The 18,016-nt window shown below is 64.8% G+C and carries 11 protein-coding genes; 4 read left to right on the top strand and 7 right to left on the bottom strand.

From position 1 onward, the window contains the following. Positions 1–137: 137 nt before the first annotated feature. The 5 genes from EWH70_RS18480 to EWH70_RS18460 form a co-directional block, all read right to left on the bottom strand. Positions 138–1,778, bottom strand: coding sequence for an Ig-like domain-containing protein (locus EWH70_RS18480; protein WP_130476697.1), 1,641 nt, complete (start codon positions 1,776–1,778; stop codon positions 138–140). Between the two features lie 265 nt (positions 1,779–2,043). After that, on the bottom strand, positions 2,044–3,285 hold the full coding sequence (locus EWH70_RS18475) for an iron-containing alcohol dehydrogenase (protein ID WP_420809078.1): 1,242 nt from the start codon (positions 3,283–3,285) through the stop codon (positions 2,044–2,046). A gap of 154 nt (positions 3,286–3,439) precedes the next feature. Next, the gene (locus tag EWH70_RS18470) at positions 3,440–4,177 is read right to left on the bottom strand and encodes a S1 family peptidase (RefSeq protein WP_165436324.1); all 738 of its coding nucleotides are present in this window, start codon (positions 4,175–4,177) and stop codon (positions 3,440–3,442) included. Positions 4,178–4,483: 306 nt separating this feature from the next. Further along, entirely contained in the window at positions 4,484–5,080 is a 597-nt protein-coding gene (locus EWH70_RS18465; RefSeq protein WP_165436323.1) for a helix-turn-helix transcriptional regulator, read from the bottom strand. A 208-nt stretch (positions 5,081–5,288) separates the two neighbouring features. Further along, a complete protein-coding gene (locus EWH70_RS18460; RefSeq protein ID WP_130476693.1) occupies positions 5,289–7,667 on the bottom strand; it encodes an alpha/beta fold hydrolase in 2,379 nt (792 codons plus the stop codon). Positions 7,668–8,349: 682 nt separating this feature from the next. On the opposite strand from EWH70_RS18460, the gene EWH70_RS18455 reads away from it, so the two are divergent. Then, the gene (locus EWH70_RS18455) at positions 8,350–9,927 is read left to right on the top strand and encodes an alpha/beta fold hydrolase (protein ID WP_165436322.1); all 1,578 of its coding nucleotides are present in this window, start codon (positions 8,350–8,352) and stop codon (positions 9,925–9,927) included. A gap of 109 nt (positions 9,928–10,036) precedes the next feature. On the opposite strand, the gene EWH70_RS18450 is transcribed toward EWH70_RS18455, so the two are convergent. Next, positions 10,037–12,040, bottom strand: coding sequence for a CocE/NonD family hydrolase (locus EWH70_RS18450; protein ID WP_130476691.1), 2,004 nt, complete (start codon positions 12,038–12,040; stop codon positions 10,037–10,039). Positions 12,041–12,603: 563 nt separating this feature from the next. On the opposite strand from EWH70_RS18450, the gene EWH70_RS18445 reads away from it, so the two are divergent. Both EWH70_RS18445 and EWH70_RS18440 read left to right on the top strand, forming a co-directional pair. Next, positions 12,604–13,974, top strand: a complete 1,371-nt coding sequence (locus tag EWH70_RS18445; RefSeq protein WP_165436321.1) for a serine hydrolase domain-containing protein — start codon at positions 12,604–12,606, stop codon at positions 13,972–13,974. Then, the gene (locus EWH70_RS18440) at positions 13,971–15,113 is read left to right on the top strand and encodes an alpha/beta hydrolase family protein (protein ID WP_130476689.1); all 1,143 of its coding nucleotides are present in this window, start codon (positions 13,971–13,973) and stop codon (positions 15,111–15,113) included. Before EWH70_RS18445 ends, EWH70_RS18440 begins: the two co-directional genes overlap by 4 nt. Positions 15,114–15,220: 107 nt before the next feature. Here EWH70_RS18440 and EWH70_RS18435 read toward each other — a convergent pair whose 3' ends face one another. Continuing rightward, positions 15,221–15,826 carry a response regulator gene (locus EWH70_RS18435; RefSeq protein WP_130476688.1) on the bottom strand — a complete coding sequence of 202 codons (606 nt, stop codon included), beginning with the start codon at positions 15,824–15,826 and terminating at the stop codon, positions 15,221–15,223. Between the two features lie 419 nt (positions 15,827–16,245). On the opposite strand from EWH70_RS18435, the gene EWH70_RS18430 reads away from it, so the two are divergent. After that, the gene (locus EWH70_RS18430; protein WP_130476687.1) at positions 16,246–17,394 is read left to right on the top strand and encodes a sensor histidine kinase; all 1,149 of its coding nucleotides are present in this window, start codon (positions 16,246–16,248) and stop codon (positions 17,392–17,394) included. Positions 17,395–18,016 lie beyond the last annotated feature (622 nt).

The following is an 18,016-nucleotide window of genomic DNA, read 5'->3' as shown; positions in this document are numbered from 1 at the left end:
TCCAGATGAGTTTCCGAACGTTGCGCTGACTGAGCTTCTGGTCGGACCGAGCTCATCGACGTGGCCGGAACCGGCGGTTCCGGCCACGTCGATGAATTACTGCGAAGGATGCAAACCGTCTTGACTGATCGGTACCGCTACGGCTTGATGACGGTCGCCTCGAGAATCACCGGCGGGTACCCGTCGAGGGTGGCCTGACCATCGGTCCTCCCTCCCACGGTCGCGTCGGCGTCCGCCTTGGCGATGGCCGTGATCGAGAGCTTGAACGCCTTGATGCCGTCCGAGTAGGTCCTCTTCAGTTCCTCGGCCGATGGCAACGTCACCGCGATCGTCCCGTCATCGTTGCGCTTGACCAGGTTGTTGATCCCGTGGCCTTCGCCGTTGCCGTTGTTACCGACGATCACGTAGGACACGTCACCGAAGGAGAACCCACTCGGCGCCTTCAGCGTCACCGTCTTGCCCGCGATGCTGAGGATGTCACCGTTCTTCGGCTCGAAGTTGACGTCAAGGAAGTCGGTCGTGCCTGGCTTCGCGGTGGGTACCACCATCTGGTAGAACTCCGGCTTTTCGACCTTGACCGGCTTCGGGTCGGACTCCACCGGCTTGCCGTTGCCGTCCTTCGGCTTGGCGATCACCTTGATCTGGCTGCCGTCCTTCAGGTCCGCCGGCAGCTTGATACGAGCCTTGCCATCGGCGACCACGACCGGCCCGGCGATCTGCGTGCCGTTCTGGTCGACGACGGTCAACACACTGCCGTCGCTGCCGGTCACCGTCAGCTCGTCGCCCGGCCGCACGTCACCGGCGGGCGAGGTGATCACCGGCTTCGTCACCACGGGGGCGGGTGCTTCGCCGGACTTGATGGTGATGAACTTGCTGTCCGACGTGGCCGTCAGCCCTCCCTCGCTCCGCTGGGAAACCGCCTGGACCTGGTATCCCTCGCCCGGCTTCCACTCTTCCGGCAGCTTCAGCGTCCAGTTGCCCTGCTTGTCCGTGACCGTCTTGAACTGGGGGAACGGGTTTCCGTTCACCCGCAGATAGATGTCGGTGCCGGCTTCAGCGGTACCGTGGAGCTGGGCTCCCGCCTCGAGCTCAGCCTGGACGCCGGCGAGCGCGATCTGCGGCTGGAGCGGTGCCTTGGGCGCCTTGACCGGCAGTGTGGCCCTACCCGTCTCGGTGCTGTGCACCAGGCCGAAGAGGTTGTTCAACCCCACATCACCGCCGACGGTGATGACGTCACCCGGGTTCTCCGGCACGATGAACGTGCAGGTGGCCCGCACCTTCGTGTTCACAAATTCCGAGACGGCATTGTCGCCGGCAACTCCGCTGACCAGATCCGCGACGAGGTTCCGGACCTGTCCGACTAGCCCGACGGCGTCCACTGGCTCGAGATTGAACCCCCCGGCCTCTCCCAGCTCGAACTTCTGCGAGCCGGATTGGTCGGCACTGTAGGCCTCGCACGGCTGGCCCTCCAGCATCAGGGTGGCGGTCTGCCATGCGCCGACCTTCAGCAGGTCGTGCCAGGCGTTGAGATCGCCGTTGCCGGCCTTGTCGGCCTGAAACTGTGACCAGATGTTCCACAGGCTCCACTCGACCGCGACCGTCGTCTTCTTACCAGGAACCGCGACACCATCTTCTTGGTCCACCGTGAACTGCATGCGTTCCGGTGCGCCTGGGGCCTTCGTCAGCGGCACCCAGCTGTCATCGGCCGCCGCGACCCCTGGAGCGATGACCCCGCCGGCCAGGGCTGCGCCGAGCGTGGTGACCGCAGCCACACGCATGAGGGACTTCAGGCCCCCGCGCTTCCGTTTCCCGTTACTCATGGAGTGAATCTCCCACTTTTATCTCGACAGCCCCCTTACCTCGGGGATCGAGAATTACTATGACTAAATCGAGTAGCCACAACAAGCGGACACGAAAAGGATCGCCCTAGTGGGGTGTATTCGAATTCACGGTCGCAGAGTGAAAAAATAAACACCAACGCAGGTGGGGCCGATTTTCCCGAATGGCCGGTCGGGCAGGCATTACGGACAGCGGACGGGATGGTCAGGACAACGGACGATCGGGCTCCGACGCACCGGCGGTCCGGATCTGGTCACTCAGGGTCACCGAGTCGGCGATCAGGCGGGTGAGGTCCGCGACCGGAACTCCGGCAACCGCCGACAGGTTGCCGCCCCAGAAGCGAGCAGCGCGTGATGCGGCCAGTACCGCCGCCCGTTCCGTGCACACCACGTCACTCTCGATTCCCCAGGACCGCATCAACACGGAGATCCCCGCCGCCGGGTCCTCCGGCAGATCCACGGACCCCGCAGCCCGAATCCGTTCCCATGCCTCCCGAAGCCGCTCCCGGTCACCGAATCGCCGGTCACCGTCCTCGATCCGCCGCCAGAGCGACGGCACCACAGCGGCCAGCGCGGTCACCGGGCGGACGTCCAGCACCCCCATCAACTCGGCCGCGATGACCCAGGTCATACTCACATAAGGGTGTCGTCCGGCGAAAACCAGACCGCTCTGCGCGGCGTTCAGATAACAGGCGAGCAAGCGATCGGACGCCGAGAGCTCGGCGTCCTTCGCGCGGAAGCCGAGTGAGGCCAGTATGCTCGCGGCGGCCCTGACGGCCGCCGTCATCAGCACGCCACGGTCGCCACCCTCCACATGTGGTTCCACGAATCGCGTCAGGGACAACAGCAGCCCGTCCAGAATCGACTGCCTCGCCAAGGACTCGGTGAAACCGCTGTCGATGATCGCGTGCGGAGGCGGGAGTGCGGGGCCGTACACGAGGCGTTGATGCCCGCGAAGCCGCACCGCGGCATAGGGACGTATCTCCGCGGCGGGACCGATCGTGGTGGGCACCAGTACCTGCCTGACTCGCTCGGGCGCCTCGAAGGGTAATGCGATCACACCCCGGCGCGCTCCACGGGCGCGCACGATCGGCAGTGTTCGCTCGTCTGCGAACTGGTGACAGGCGAGCTTCGTCACGTCCAGTACGGAGCTGCCTCCGATCGCCACCACGTTCTCCGCGGAACCACGGGCCAGCACCGCGGCGAGGGACTCGACCTGATCCACGGTGGCAGGCGCCTTGACCAGATGGACCAGCTCGGACGGCACGTCGAGCGTGCGCCGGATGTCCTCTACGAGACCGAAGTTCGCCGCCGCGAATCCGGCACCGAGGACCAGCACGCTCCGCGGCCGGAGAATGCCCCCGGATGCCGCCAGGTTCCAGGCGTCCTCACCGGCATGAACCCGCGTCCGGCACTCCCACTGCACGACGGCACTCGCCTTTCCCATCACGATGACGCCTACCTCCGCACACACGACCGGGAACCATTCCCCTGGAAGCCCGGCACAGAGAGAAGGGCTGGTGCTCCGCGGGAAGCACTCCGCGTCCCGAAAAGCACCAGCCCAATGTCACTGTTCTAACTCTCGACGCCCTGATACCAGGCTATCCGGCCCCAACCGTCTCCTCGGCCGGCACATCGCCGATCTGCTGCCGCAGCAACGGCGAGTATCTGGACACGTCGGCATAGATCCCGGCGGTACCCGCGGCTGCGCAATCGTGTCCCCACGACACCACACCGGCGAGCTTTCCGTCGACGATCAACGGCCCACCCGAGTCGCCCTGGCAGGTGTCGACACCCCCCTCGGGGAACCCCGCGCAGAACTGCCCGTTCCTCGGCTTGTCGTCGGGATAGTCGTTGCTGCACATCTCCTCCGAGTAGACCGAGACCTGGGCAGCACGCAGCTCGCCCGAACCACGCCCTTCATGGCGGACTGCTCCCCAACCGGCGACGGTCGCATGCTGTCCCTCGGTGTACAGATCCCTGTCCTCAGCTGAGGCGATCGGCAGGTAGGGCCCAGGCAGCGACTCTCGCAGGGTCAGCACGGCGACGTCGTACCCGTGTTGGGTGAGTCCGTCGAACTTCGGATGGGACCAGATGCTGTCCACCTTCACGGTCTTACCCTCACGCGACGAGGTCTTGTCACGGCCCTGGACGACACGTGCCTGGTCCGGGGCCAGCCCCGGCACACAGTGCGCGGCCGTGACCGCCTTGTTGGGGCCCACCAGCGTCGCACCGCACCCGTGACGCCAGCTGGCCACGGTGTCGATGGAAGTCTTAATGATCTGTTCGAAGCTGAGCAACCACGGGTAGTCCTTGGTGGACGCGGGGTTCCCGCCCACGATCGCCTGCGCGGTGCCTGTCGTGGTCGTGAGGCCATCGCGGCCGTGGCCGCTGCGACGGCCAGAGCATGCATCCGCCACTTTCGATTACGCATTACCTACTCATCTCGTTCTCGGTCCGCGGCACCGTCGGGTACCGCGAAGGCAGACAACCGAAGAAACACTTCTCGTACGGAAACGTGCCCGAAGAAGCCGGGGCATGGATTGACTTTCCGCGAACGGAAAGTATTCCCACCCTTACGTGCCGTCAAGGGCCCGAGAAGACAACTACCTCCAAGCGGGGAATACGAAAGTTGGACCCGAGGCCTAACTCACCCGGTGAGCGTCCAGAACACCGCGCGCATAGGCCACCGTGACCGCATGCGCCCTGTTCTTCACGTCGAGAATCCGGTAGAGGTTCTTCACGTGCGTGCGAACCGTCTCCGGCGAGATGGTCAACGTAGCGGCGATTTCGTTGTTACTGAGACCGAAGCTGATCAGCTGCAGGATTCGCAGCTGCCGGCCGGTCAGTGCCGCGTCGGACCGATCGCCCTGCCTGCCCCACTCTTGATTGGCCTGGTGGTCCCGAATCTGGCGGGGAACAAGGGGAACAAGGGCGCCACCGTAATGTGCCCGCCTGAGCAGGTCTGCGAAGTCGGTCGGATGAACCGCTCGGGAGATCATGTAACGGATTCCGAGTTTCAGCAGCTTCTGCACGTGGTGCGCTTCGCTCACCAGGGCGACCACAGTGTCGGCCAGCCGATCCGCTGTCTTGGGCTTGAAATACGCACTTCCGACCAGAATGTCCGATTCAACAGCCACGACGTCGGGCCGACGAGCCATTGACTGCCGTATCGCCGAATCGAGATCCGCACACGACCAGGCCCAGCAGAGATCGTCAGCACCGTCCAGCAGGACCTTCACCGACATGTGCACGAGGGGCACCCGGTCCAGCAGCGCGACCGTGATAGGCCGGGTCGCCAACCGGACGGACTGGGACACAGACGTGTTGACCGAGCTACGCATTGGTAGAACTCCAAGAATAGAGCGTTCACATACGTTCCCGACGGACATCGGTTCGTCGGCCTGCACCGGACGGGAGCCGGCGCCGGGCGCCGGCTCCCGTCCGGTCCTAACCTCGGGGCTGGGCCTGCTTGTTGATCGTTCCGGCCAGCACACCCGGGCGCGCGGATCCGACCGTCACGGTGCCGTCGGCATGGGTACCGGCGTCTGCCGTCCTGGTCGATACCCGCACTACGACCGTCCGGTGGTCGGCGGAGCTTCGGTTGCCCTCGTCGACGTTCAGCCGGATCGGATCGAGTACGACCAGCACCCGGCCGTCGTCTTCCACCCGGGTCCTCAGGGCGCTTCCCTGGCCGCCACCGTCGAGCACGTGCGTGGCCACCCCGGTGAACCGGAACCCGGTCGGCGCGACGAACCGTTGCTCAGCCGAGGCCAGCACCGGCATCCCGGCCGGCGCGGAGAACGTCACCGTCATCGTGGCGTCCTGCCCTGGCGTCGCGTTCGGCGTGTGCGTCTGCTTGATCTCGAGGGCGGAGGCATCCGCCGCTTCGATCGTGAACTCGACCGGTGCCGACTCCGCGGCCCGTCCGCCCGCCGAGTCCGTGAACGACGCCGACAGCTTGTGTCGTCCGACGGCGAGATTCTCCGGGAGCTTCGCCCGCCACTTGCCGTCCGCGGATGTCTTGACGGTCTGCACCTGCTGCCCGTCGACGAGCATCGAAACGGTCCGAGTTTCGGCGACCGGCGCGACATCCCCTTCCCGTCGCAGCTCACCGGTGACCTCGGCACCTGGTTTCACCGTCGCGTCCGGCTGTGGCGACAGCAACACCGGGGCGGCAGGGACCTCGGTCGCCTCCTGCCACTTCGTGATCATCTCCCCGGGATAAACCTTGTCGTCGCCCGGCAACGGGACGCCGGGGCACACGACGTGCGCCAAGGGGCGCTCCCCTCGCTGCAGGTACCGGTACGCGATCACGTCCGAACACGGATTGTTTCCACGGAACACCCCGTGCGTGCCGGACCCCTGGATCGCGACCAGCTTCGAGTTCGGCAGCAACTCCAGCGTGGCCAGTCCCTCCTCCCAGGTCGTGGCGGGGTCATACTCGGCCTGCAGCATCAACGCGAAGGGGAAGTTGTCGCTGTTCCTGATGTCGCTGATCCCCGGGACCATCCGAAGCTCGCCGTCGCCGAATGGCGTGATATCCGCCAGGCTGCCGGCGGACATCAGTGCGCGTCTCCATTTCCCTTGACTGTTCTCTTTCCTGCTGTCGGCGAACACCTGGGGGAGCATCCAGTCGGAGTTGACGGCAAGCTCTCCCCAATCCGCCATCCGCACCAGGATTCCTCCGGCGCCGTCCTCATAGAAGCTGTGGATATCCCTCTGGGCGGAGGCGGAAAAGAGCTTGTCACGAACCTGGATCAACGTGACGTTCCGATCGCCGGCCAGGTAACGCTTGGCGTCGGCAAGCCCTTCGGCGAACCCGGAGAAAGCCAAGTCGGCGTAGGAGGCAGATTCCCACGCTTCGTCGATGTCATCCTTCGACAGTCCTCCCAGCCTGCCCGCGGCGGCTCCCGCGAGGATCGCGGCGTAGGACTCCTCGACCGACTTCTGGGACTCGCCCAGGCCGTACTTGTCGTCGTGCCTCGCCAACCAGGCCTTCAGCTGTTCTGCTCGCCGGGGGAAATTGTGGGCCTGGCTATCCCTGGCGCCCTGCACCGCCGAGTTGCTGTCCAGGATGAACCGCCCCGACCTCGTCGGGAAGAGTGCCTGATAGACCCGGCCGAGCTCGGTACCATAGGAGGCCCCGTAGTAGTCGATCGCCGGCTCACCGAGCAGGTGACGCACCAGGTCGAAGTCCCGCGCGACGTTCTCCGTCCCGAGGAAAGCAGCCTGTCGGTACTTGATCACACACGACCAGTCGGTTCCGTCGTCAACCCGCGCGCTGGGCCGGTAGTTCTCCGGATCGAGCTTCTTGCTGCTGCAGGGGACCGGACTGGACTGGCCGATTCCCCGTGGATCGATTCCGATGATGTCGTGCGTTTCCGACAGCGCGGGCAACCTGTCGGCGACTTGCATGGCATAGTCGGATGCCGTTCCGCCAGGGCCGCCCCGGTTCACGAACAGCGGCCGTGCCCGCTCCCCCTCCGACATGGCCGCACGCACCCGCAACGCGTAGAGTTCGAGCGTGTAGCGATCCGGCTCCAGATAGTTGAGCGGAACGGTGATCTTCGCGCACTCCACTTTCCGGTAGGCGATCTCGGCGAAGGCCGGATCCTTACGCCTGTCCTTGTCCGCTTCGCTGCAGTTGTCCTCACTCCATTTCAGCTCCTGCCCCAGATACTTCTTCGAGAGCTTCTCCGTACCGACGAAAGTCAGCTTCTCCGTCGACGGTTCCCGCTCCTCGGCCGCACCCGGCAGCGCCACTCCACTGATGACAAGCACGAAAGACGACACCGTCACCAGGCGTTTCAGCGTACGCGACTTCATGGTTTCTCCAGATACACTCGCCGATCCCGGCCGAACTATCTCACAACAATCCCCCGCCAAAAAGGGATGCAAAAATTCACGAAACGGCCGTGAAAGTCGCCGCGAAGAAAGGTGAGTTTTTCGTCCTGCCCGGCCGGCATGATCACCGTTACCATCGAGGTTCACGCGGAATCCGGCCGACAGCGACGACAGCTGGAAGGGACTCTTGCCAACATATACGTTGCGCGGTGAGAGTGTCTCGTGGCCGATGGCACCAGGAATCTCGGTGGCACGACCGGCACCGCGGGCACCACACTCGGTCACCCCCTTACGACCGGGGGTCCGCCCGGAGGAGAAGGACCGGCCACGTCCCGTCACGCGCCCCGCCCCGGCGCGGATGTGGCCACATGAGCCGGTCGTGTCGGAGCTTCCCAACCCGAGCACTCCGACACGACCGGCTTCCTGGCTGGGCTGACCATCGGACCTCGCCCCATGGCGTCACCGGCCTTCATGATCCGAGCTACTCGCGCCGCCGTGTCTGAACGGTCTTGCCTCATTCTCTCTTCGGTCGCGGCTGACCCGAATCAGGAGACCGGAAATGCCCATACCGAAGAGACGGATCGTGGTTGCGTCCGTGGCGGCGGTTGCCGCGATCGTGGGGACAGCGGCCATTCCAGCGACCGCGGAGCCACACCGGCCGGCTGTGACCTGGGAACCCTGCCGACGCGACGACGTGGCCGACGGTGTGGAGTGCGGAAGAATCACCGTGCCGGTGAACTGGTCTCGGCCGCACGGTGAGACGACGACGGTACGGGTGTACCGGCGCAAGGCGGTCGGTCACACGACGGCCGGGACGATAGCGAGCCTTCCATCCGGCCCCGGCAACACCGGCGACATCAGTCTCACCGGGCTGCCCGCTGTCGCGCCCGAATTCGACCTGATCTCGCTGGATCCGCGGGGCGTGGGCGAGTCCGGTCCACTGACCTGCGACGTTCAGGGCTTCATCCTGCCTCCGCGGATCCCGCCGACCAGTCAGGCCGGGCTGCACCAGCTCAAGGCCGACCAGAAGCTGTCGCGCGCGGCATGCGCGACCGCTCCGGCCGACCTGCTCGACCACCTGAGCGCCACCGACACCGCCCGCGACCTGGACTATCTCCGCGAAGCCCTGGGCCTCGACCAGATCAACATCTACGGATTCTCCTACGGCACCCTGATCGCCCATCGGTATCTGGCACGGTTCGGCCAGCACGTGCGCGCATCGGTGCTGGAAGGGACGATGGACCCTGCGGCAGACCGCAGGCAGTTTGTCACCGCCGCGGCCGCGACCGGCGAGGCCGTGTTCGAAACGTTCACCCGTTGGTGTGCCTCCACCAGCTCCTGCGCGCTCCATGGCCAAGACCCGGTCGAGGTGCTGCGCCGGGCCCAGGCCAACGCCGACTCCGGCCGGATCCCCGGCGACTACTTCGGCAATAAATGGGACTCAGCCTCTGTTGTCGGCGCGTTCGAGACCACGGCTGGACAGAACCGGATGCACCAAGTCGCCCAGCAGCTGAACGAACTCGCCCACGGGCGCAATCCCTTCGGCACCTCCGGTGACACCACCACGGGCCCGGCCGCTCCACAGACGTTCAAATTTGCTGACCCGATCGTCTGCCAGGATTTCGACCTGGCCATCCGCACAGTGGACGACGCCGTCGGTGACCTGGCGGCCGCCCGCCGTGTCGCACCGACGGTGGGCTACAACACCAACGCGAGTGTGTACACGTCCTCGTGCGTCGGCTGGCCGGGCCCGGCTCCAGGATCCGGGGGGCCCGCCGCGTCCCGCAGCGCCCATCCCACCCTGCTGGTGAGCAACACTCTGGATATAGCGACTCCGCTCGCGTGGGCCCAGTCCGTGCAGCGTCAGCTCGGTGACAGAGCCACCCTGCTGGTCATCGACAAGATCGGACACGGCGGCGCCCTGAGCACCCCAGGACACGACAGAGACGCCATCGTCGACTACCTACGGACACTCAGGACGCCGGCGACACCCCCGTACCGCACGACGACGCAGCCCCACGCGACCACGAAGACCGACAAGACCTCGGTGACCGCTGCCCCAGCCACGACAGGCGAGCCCGGCCTTACCGCCGACGCGGAGGTGGTGGCCGCCGGCCAGCACCGATCGCTGGCCGCAACCGGATTCGCGCCGGCGAGCCTGATCGCGCTGGGGCTTGGCCTGCTCGTGCTAGGGGTCAGCCTGGTACTCATGCCACGGATCGCCCCTCGCGGCCGAGAGTGACCAAGCCCGGCGGCACCCCCGCGGCCGGAAGCGCGGGTGGGCCGCCGAGGTTCCTCGGCGGCCCACCCGTCGGTGAAATCCGGTCAGGTCGCGGCTTGGCCGCGAGCTGTCACCTGGCCACGGGCAGGTCGAGCAGCTGCCTCGGCTGGACGCCGTCCCGCTGCGCCACGCGGGCGACGACCGCGGTGTTCGCCGGCGCCTCGGCGTTCACCTGGCCGCCGACAATCGGAACCCGCAATGAGGTCTGCCCGAGCGAGACCGTGTACCGGCCGGCGCCTCCTGGGACGTCATCGTCCGATCCCGCGATGACGATCCCAAGCCGATGGCCGGCCGGGACGATGTGATCGACGGTGTAGAGCGGAATGTTCACGGTGTAGGTCTCCCCCGCCTTGACCGTGCCGCCCTTGGTACGGTCGTTCGCGTGGCGCAGGTCGCCATGTCCGCCCGAGAACACCGTGGCGTCGGTATCCTGGCTGGTCGCGGTCGCGTCCTCGAAACATCCGGTGTCGTACGAGGTGTAGGCACCCCAGCAACTGGTAGTCGTCGAGCTGCCGAGTTCGTTGATTCCGCCCGCGTTGGTGGGGCCGGTACGAATCGTGGCCGGGCCATAGTCGACCAGGTAGGCGCTCACCGGCGCCGCATCCTCCTTGGCGATGTCCTTCGACGGGCGCACGGTGACGGTCACGCTCGGCGTGCCGGACACCCGCAGATCGCTGGTCAGTTTGCCGGTGGCGTACACCAGCCGGTTCAGCTGCCCGTTCTCGTTCTTCAGCTCGGTCTCGGGGCCCGGCTTCGCCAAGCCGACAAGCCCGCTACCGGAGGCGGCTTCGATCGTCACGCTCTCCTGGGGTGCGGAGTTCTCGCCGAGTCCGCCGATCCCAGGGGTCTCCGACAATGTCGGAGACAGGATTCGAGTCTGCACACGCGGGTCACGAATCGCGGCGTAGTCGGCCCAGCGATCCGGTGCCTGCTCCACGCTGAGGGCAGGCTCGTTGTCGATGCCGTTGTCGATGTCGTACAGGTACCTGTCGAACCAGCGGTTGAGGGTCGTAACCCACTCCGCCCTGCGGAAGTCGAACGGGTCGACGTGACCGGCCTGGGACAACCACATCTTCTTCGGCACGTCGGCCGGAAGCTGGTCGAACCAGGTCCCGTAGTGCAGCGGTGTCACGTTCCAGTCGGCTTGACCATGCACGATGAAAACGCTCGCCCGCACGTTCTTCGCGGTCGGGTTGGCATCCTGTTCGGCCCACCCCGGCGAGTAGTCCCCGGAGACGTAACCCGGGGGTTCGATCCGCCTTTTCAGGTCCGCCAGGAACTCGCGGCATTTCGGCAGCTGCGCCGGGCTGGAGAAATCGCGAGCGTACTCGTAGGGTGTCCGCTTCCTCGGCTGGTGAGCGCCGGTGTTCTCGTAGGTCCAGGTGTATTGCGAGCTGACAGCCGCGATCGGCACCACGGTCTTGAGCCCTTCGACGCCGCTGCCCGCGGCTCGGATGGCCGCCGCGCCGTCCCAGGACTTGCCGATCATGCCCACCGCCCCCGAGGACCATTCGGCTGTCCGTTCGATGTCTCCGTCCACACTGGCATAGCCCTTGGTGCGCCCGTTCAGCCAGTCGATGACAGCGGTGCTGCTCGCCGTGTTGTTCGGGCCGTTGTTATCGTTGCAGCCGGTGGATCGGTTGGTACCGGCCATGTCGACCTGCGCCACCGCATATCCGCGTGGAACGAAGTAGTTGTCGTAGTACAACGGCGACAGCAGCATGTTTCCGTGGCTGTCGTAGGTCTTCAACTGCGACTCGCGCCCCCTGCCAAGGTTGCCGTAGTAGCCGCTGGTGTCCATGATGATCGGAATCTTCTGGCTTCGAGTGGACGGCTCGTGTGGCCGGACGATATCCACCGCTACCCGGTCCGTCCTGCCATCCCGGTCGTCGTCCCGTCCGATCGGCACCCACACCGACTCCCGGATGGCGTCGCTGTAGGAGTAGATCGGCGCGGTCATTCCGCCGTTGAGCTGATACGGCACGGGCGAGGCCGCGGCGACGCCGGGGGCGAGCCCGAGCACCACCACCGCGCCCATACCCGTGCTCACTGCACGAAGGGCACCGTTGATCATTTATTCACCTCCGCTACTGGTTGATTACGCTGGATCATCGGCGCGGAGATGTGCGTTCGCCAGCCGTCGGGAATCGATTGCGCCGCGAAACACGTCTCGACAGGGGAGAAGTTCAATTTTTCACAATCAAGCAGTTAATTACTATATACCCCGACCGGGGGGTTGGCGTCGAGTTTTCTTGCCGTTCCGCAATTCGTTGACCATAGTGACCCGAAACGTATGCCTATCGTAACGATCAAGGAAGTGGGTGGTTCTCGCCGATCCTTTGATGAGAAAATTCATTCCGATAACATGATCTCCTGCATGAGGCTATTGTCACACTTGCCTGTCTGCGCCTACTCTCCCACCAGAGTTTACGAAAACTCGAATTTCATGTCGGTCGCACAGCGTCGTGGGAGTGGCAAATGTCTTTCAGGAAATGCGCCCGGTTCACCCTGGTGATGTCAATTTTGCTGACAAGCTGGAACACGTCAGCGACGGAAGCAAGTGCAGATTCAACACCTGCTCAGGTCTGCTCTGAACCCGGGGACACGTGGGAGCGCGTCCCCGCCGCGAGTGCGGGAATGAATCAAGACAAGGTCGACGAGGCGACCACGTACGCGATGGAGAACGATTCGGAGGCGGTTCTCATTTTTCGGAACGGATGCCTTGTCGCCGGGAACGCCGAAGATTCGAAAGACACCTACCAGAGCTGGTCGATCGCGAAATCGGTGACCTCCCTTGCCTTCGGCCGGGCTTGGGCGCTGGGCCTGATCAGCCCCGACGATCCCGTCGGGGCATTCTTCGGGAAAGCCGACGCCGAGCATGGGGCCGTGACCATGCGACACCTGCTCACGATGACGGCCGGTAACGAGGTGCAACACCTGCGCGATTTGAACATCGTGGCCGATGTCGATCGGGTCCACGACGCCCTGGCCGTCGACTTGGTCGATGAGCCGGGAAAGACGTGGAAATACTGGCAGTCCGGTGTGGCACTCCTCGCCGAGGCGATCGGCATCGCGGCCGACATGGATTTCCAGCAGTTCGTGCAGGAAAAATTGTTCACTCCGATCGGAATCGCCCCGGAAACCTGGCAGTGGGGGCGCGACTACGAAGGTCGTACTCAGGGATTCTACGACCTGCACCTGACCGCCGAGGCATACGGCCGACTCGGCGAACTGATGCGCCGTGGGGGAATGTGGAAAGGCGAGCAACTTCTGTCGAAGGAATACGTGGAAAACGCTTTGCGACCGGTGGATGTCTATCCTTGTTACGGCTTCCTCATCTGGCGATCGGCCGTGAAGGCCTGCAACGACAAGGACAAGCTCGGTCTTCCGGAAGACATGTTCCAGTACGCGGGACGGATGGGGCAACTGGTGACCGTCTTCCCCACTCAGGGGCTGGTTACGGTGCGCACCGGCAGCGGTTTCGGCTCCAACAGCAGCGATGGCAGCGTCAGCAACGACTTCGCGATCGAACGAAGGTTTCACGATCTCGTCCTCGACGCGATCGAGGACGAGCCTGTCGAGTCTCCGCACCTCCCCGCCGATCCAACCTTCGAGTACGCCGTGTACGCGCCCTGGGAGTTCACTGCGGAGGCCAGGGGTGTTGCGCGCCCCTGGTTCCCCGCGGGCCTCGGGCCTGCTGGACCATGGCGTTCCCGCGCAGTGATCATCGGGCCCGCCGAGGTGACGCCGAACGGTCTCAACGTCTATCTCGAGCTCAAATGTCCACCGGTGGGCCATGGGCCGGTGGCTTCGTGCAAAGGGACCGCAAGCCTGGATCACGGCACGGAACAGCATTTTGAGATCGCACGCGGCGAGAAAGCTGACGTCTGGTTCCCGCTCGACCAACCGGTGACCGACGAGCGTCGGTTCACGGCTCGTGCACGCACTCACGACCATACCGACGAAGGAACGGTATCCACGAAGGAAGTCGCGGTGACGCGGTCGTGAGAAGTTCGTTCCCGCGCAGGCGCGCGATCGCATTCGCGGTGGCGGCTGTTCTCGGTGTAGCCGGAACCGGTTTCGGAAGTGGCTGGTATTACAGCGGTGAAATCCTGAGCGCGTCTGATGGCGGCCGCGTATCGTACGACGAGAAGGTGCTCGGCTCCACCGCCGAGACGATCACTCTGACGCCGTCCTCGGAGACCGTCCGCCCCGGCAGATTCAAGTTGCTGTGGGAGGGAGGTCATCACCTGGAGATGGGGGCGATCGTCCGGAACGACCCGGACCGGGTCGAGCGGGTCGTGCTGTCGGGTACCCCTCCACCGGCCGGGACCCAGGTCGCCGTGGCCAACCGGGCACCGACGGATGACCCGAGCACGATCGGGCTCGAGTTCGACGAGGTACAGGTACCGACCGAGCTCGGCGAGGCGCCGGCCTGGCATGTGCCAGGCCGGGGCGACACCTGGGTCATCAAGGTACATGGTCGCATTCATGTTCCGGGTGCCCGAAGCGAAGGGCTTCGCGTGATGCCTGCCGTGCATCGGCTGTCGTTACCTATCCTGGCCATCACCTACCGGAACGACCACGGTGCGCCGGCCTCACCCGACAGCTTCGGTCATCTCGGAGAGTCGGAATGGCGCGATCTGGAAGCTGCCATGGAGTTCGCCAGGACCAAGGGGGCTCGTCGGTTCATCCTGATCGGCTGGTCCATGGGCGGGATGATCATCACCCAGCTGCTCACGAAGTCGAAGCTGGCTGATGCCGTGGACGCGGTGGTGCTCGACTCGCCCGCTCTCGATCTGCGTGCCGCGGTCGACCTGGAGGCGAATCACCGCGGAGTACCTACGTTCCTCACCCCTCTCGCGGAGATGTTCGTCGACGCACGCGCGGGGGTCGACTTCGATCGGATGAAGCCGGTCGATCACCCGCCGCGGGTGCGGCCGCCGACGTTGCTGATACACGGCGACGAGGACACGGTCGTGCCCGTGGAAAGCTCCCGGGCCCTCGCCAACGCGGCAGGCCGATTGAACTGGCCCGTTCAGTACGAGGAATTCGCGGGTGCGGAGCACACCGGCTCGTGGAATGTCGACCCAACCCGTTACGAGGACCTGCTGGTGACCTTTTTGACCGGATCGGTCCGACGGTGAGCGGCGCGACAGCCGACCCGGGAGGCCGGACCGGGCCGAGCGGAAAGGTCAGATCGGCGCGAGTTGGCGTACGACTCGCAGTCGAAACCCGACCAACCCGGTCCGGGTCAGATCCAGCCCTGCCTGACCGCAACGCGTACGGATTCGGTGACGTTTCGCGCAGCGAGCTTACCGATGATCCGGGTGATGTGGTTGCGTACCGTTCCCTCGGCCAGATACAGCTGGCGTGCGATGTCCGGAGGCGGCGTGCCGTCGGCGACGAGCTGGAGAATCTGTCGCTCCCGAGCGGTCAACGGGTTGTCACCGACCGACAGCGCATCGGACATCAGCTCAGAGGAGATGACGCGGCGTCCGGCATGTATCTGACGTATCGCCGTGATCAGCTCCTGACTCGAAACACCCTTCGGCAGGAAGCCGTTCACCCCCAGGGTCAGCGCCTCGCGCACGGTTCCCGGTTTGTCCAACGAGGTCAGGAGGAGGACCCGGATGGCGGGATGCCCCTCCCGGAGTTGCGCGACCACGGTGAGTCCGCTGACGTCCGGAAGCCCGATGTCGAGAACGACCACGTGCGGGTCGGTGGCAGCCACCAGTCCGGGTACTTCGTCACCCCGCTCCGTGGTGCCGACGACCTTGATGTCGTCCTCCAGGGAGAGCAGGGCGACCAAGGCTTCCCTGAGTACTCGCTGATCCTCCACGAGCAGGATTCTGATCATGTCGCCGTCCTTTCTCGTTCCCAGAGTAAGGACGGGCGAGGAACGGAGAACCGCCGTTGCCGCTCGCAGGTTGCTATTTCACCCGATCAGGTTGCAAGTTATCTGGGTGAATGTCGTCACCGCAGTTACGAGACGCATCGCAGACCAATGAAAGTACAACTCGAATGGCGACACCGCCTGCCGATCGGGCGGCCGGGTCTTACTGCGACTCCCAGGTTTCACTCTGTAGGGGGGTTTGTGCCCCGTGAGCTGGGTTACCAGATGGGGGTTTGCTTGCCGGAGCGTACCCTCACCCACGACCGCGTCCGGCGGTCACCCTGACTTCGAGGTTTTTGGGGAACGCCGTGTATCGCTCGTCTCTGGCCAAAGGTTGGCGCAGGCGTACCTGGTCGAACAGTCTCCGGAGCCAGGCAGCCATTGTGGGTATCGTCCTGGCAGGCGAACTCTTCCCCGTCACACAGTGGGCATTCCGCCTCTATGGGGTACTGCACGGTGTTCTCACACTCCTCGTGTTCACGCTCATGCTGGGTGTGCTATTGCTCGGGCTGACCGAGAAGGCGGCGACGGGTACCCGCTGGCTGCAGATCTCTTTGCTGGGCAGCCAGGCTTTACTGGTTGCCGTCGCGAAGCTATGGCTGTACCCATACGCCCATCCGACTGAGTTTATGCTTGGCTGGTTATTTCTGATTTTATGGCCCGGCTTTCGACCATGGCTCGGATATGCGGCGATACTCGTTGTTTACTGCTTTCATTACGCCAACGGCCCGGATGCACCGTCGCAACTCACGTTCATCATCGACACCAGTCAAATGTCCGTTTTCAGTGTGATTGTTGTCGTCTCGCTGATGTGGTTTGTCGTGGGAGTCGCCGTACACGCGCTTGCCGGCGTGGTCGCCGTGACCCGTGAGCTGCACAGCGCACGCAACGAGGTGACGCGCCTCACCGCCGCCGAGGAACGGCGTAAGATGTCGCAGTTGCTTCATGATCAAGTCGGTCAGAGCATGGTCGCCATCATGCTGCGGACCGAGCTGGCTCAACGACTCATGCCGACGGATCCGGAAGGTGCGCACAAGGAGATGTGTGGCGTCTTCGACGCCGCCAAGGATACATTGCGAAGCATCCGCTCGATCGCACACGACAATCTCGGCACCGAATTCGAACGGGAACTGGGCAGCGCGATCACTTTGCTGGAAGCCGCGGGAGTCAACTGTCGTCTCCACCTCGCTGTCGCACCGTCCGGCCCCGCAGCCGAAATTCTGGCATGGACCCTGCGCGAGGCCGCCACGAATATTCTGAAGCACAGTGACGCGACGGTGTGCGAAATTGTTCTGCGCGACGAGGAGCGACTGTATCACTTCGCGATACGTAACAACGGCGCCAAACAGGAGGCGCCTATCAGCGGTGGCTCAGGGCTCATCATGATCCAGGAGCGCGCAGCGAGGGCGGGCGGAAAGGCCACCCTGAAACAGGCTGGCGATGTCTTCACACTGGCTCTGATCGTACCCCACGGCCCAACGGACGGCGAAGAACCCGGGGCATCGGACGCACATCAGCAAGCCACGGCATGACGTCATGGGCGCGGGTCACGGCGGGACTGCCATCCCTGGTATTCCGGGCTGGATAGTCACCGCCGCGCACCGCGTCAGCCACCCGCCCGCGGCCGCGCCGGTCAGGTCGGCAGCGAGGCCGCACCTGTGACGCGCCCTCGCTCTCCTCGGGACTGGCGTTCACCCACCGGGATTCCGACCTGCGCCTCCTGGCGGACTTCCGAGCGAACGGCTCAGTCAGTGACGAGCACCTGACGTTGGCCGCCGGCCCGGTAGACGTCGACGACAGCGCCCCTGCCCGACGACTTCACCGCCCCCGCCGCCACCATCTCCGACGACGCACCACCAGGCCTGATCGTCCTCGTCGAACGAGACTGGCCAGACGGCACATGCTCACCCGCGAGCAACTCAAAGCCGCACGCGATAGGTGAAGTGAACCCACCGACCTGCGCTGTCACCGCTCACCCAACTCCTCGACAGAGTGGAAACGTGAACTGGAACATCACTCTGGATGCTCGGCCCGCAGCTCACCGGCGTAACGCTCGAAGTAGAAGCGCTGTAACGAGAGCGGCCCTCCTGTGCAGTCAGCAACCGCCCCCCTCCCTCAGATGCGCGAAGGCATCCCGCTCATCACGCTTGCGCG

It is taken from the genome of Amycolatopsis suaedae, assembly GCF_004214935.1.
Taxonomy (GTDB): domain Bacteria; phylum Actinomycetota; class Actinomycetes; order Mycobacteriales; family Pseudonocardiaceae; genus Amycolatopsis; species Amycolatopsis suaedae.
The sequence above is the reverse complement of the archived record's forward strand: the minus strand, read 5'-3'. Positions and strand labels throughout refer to the sequence as shown.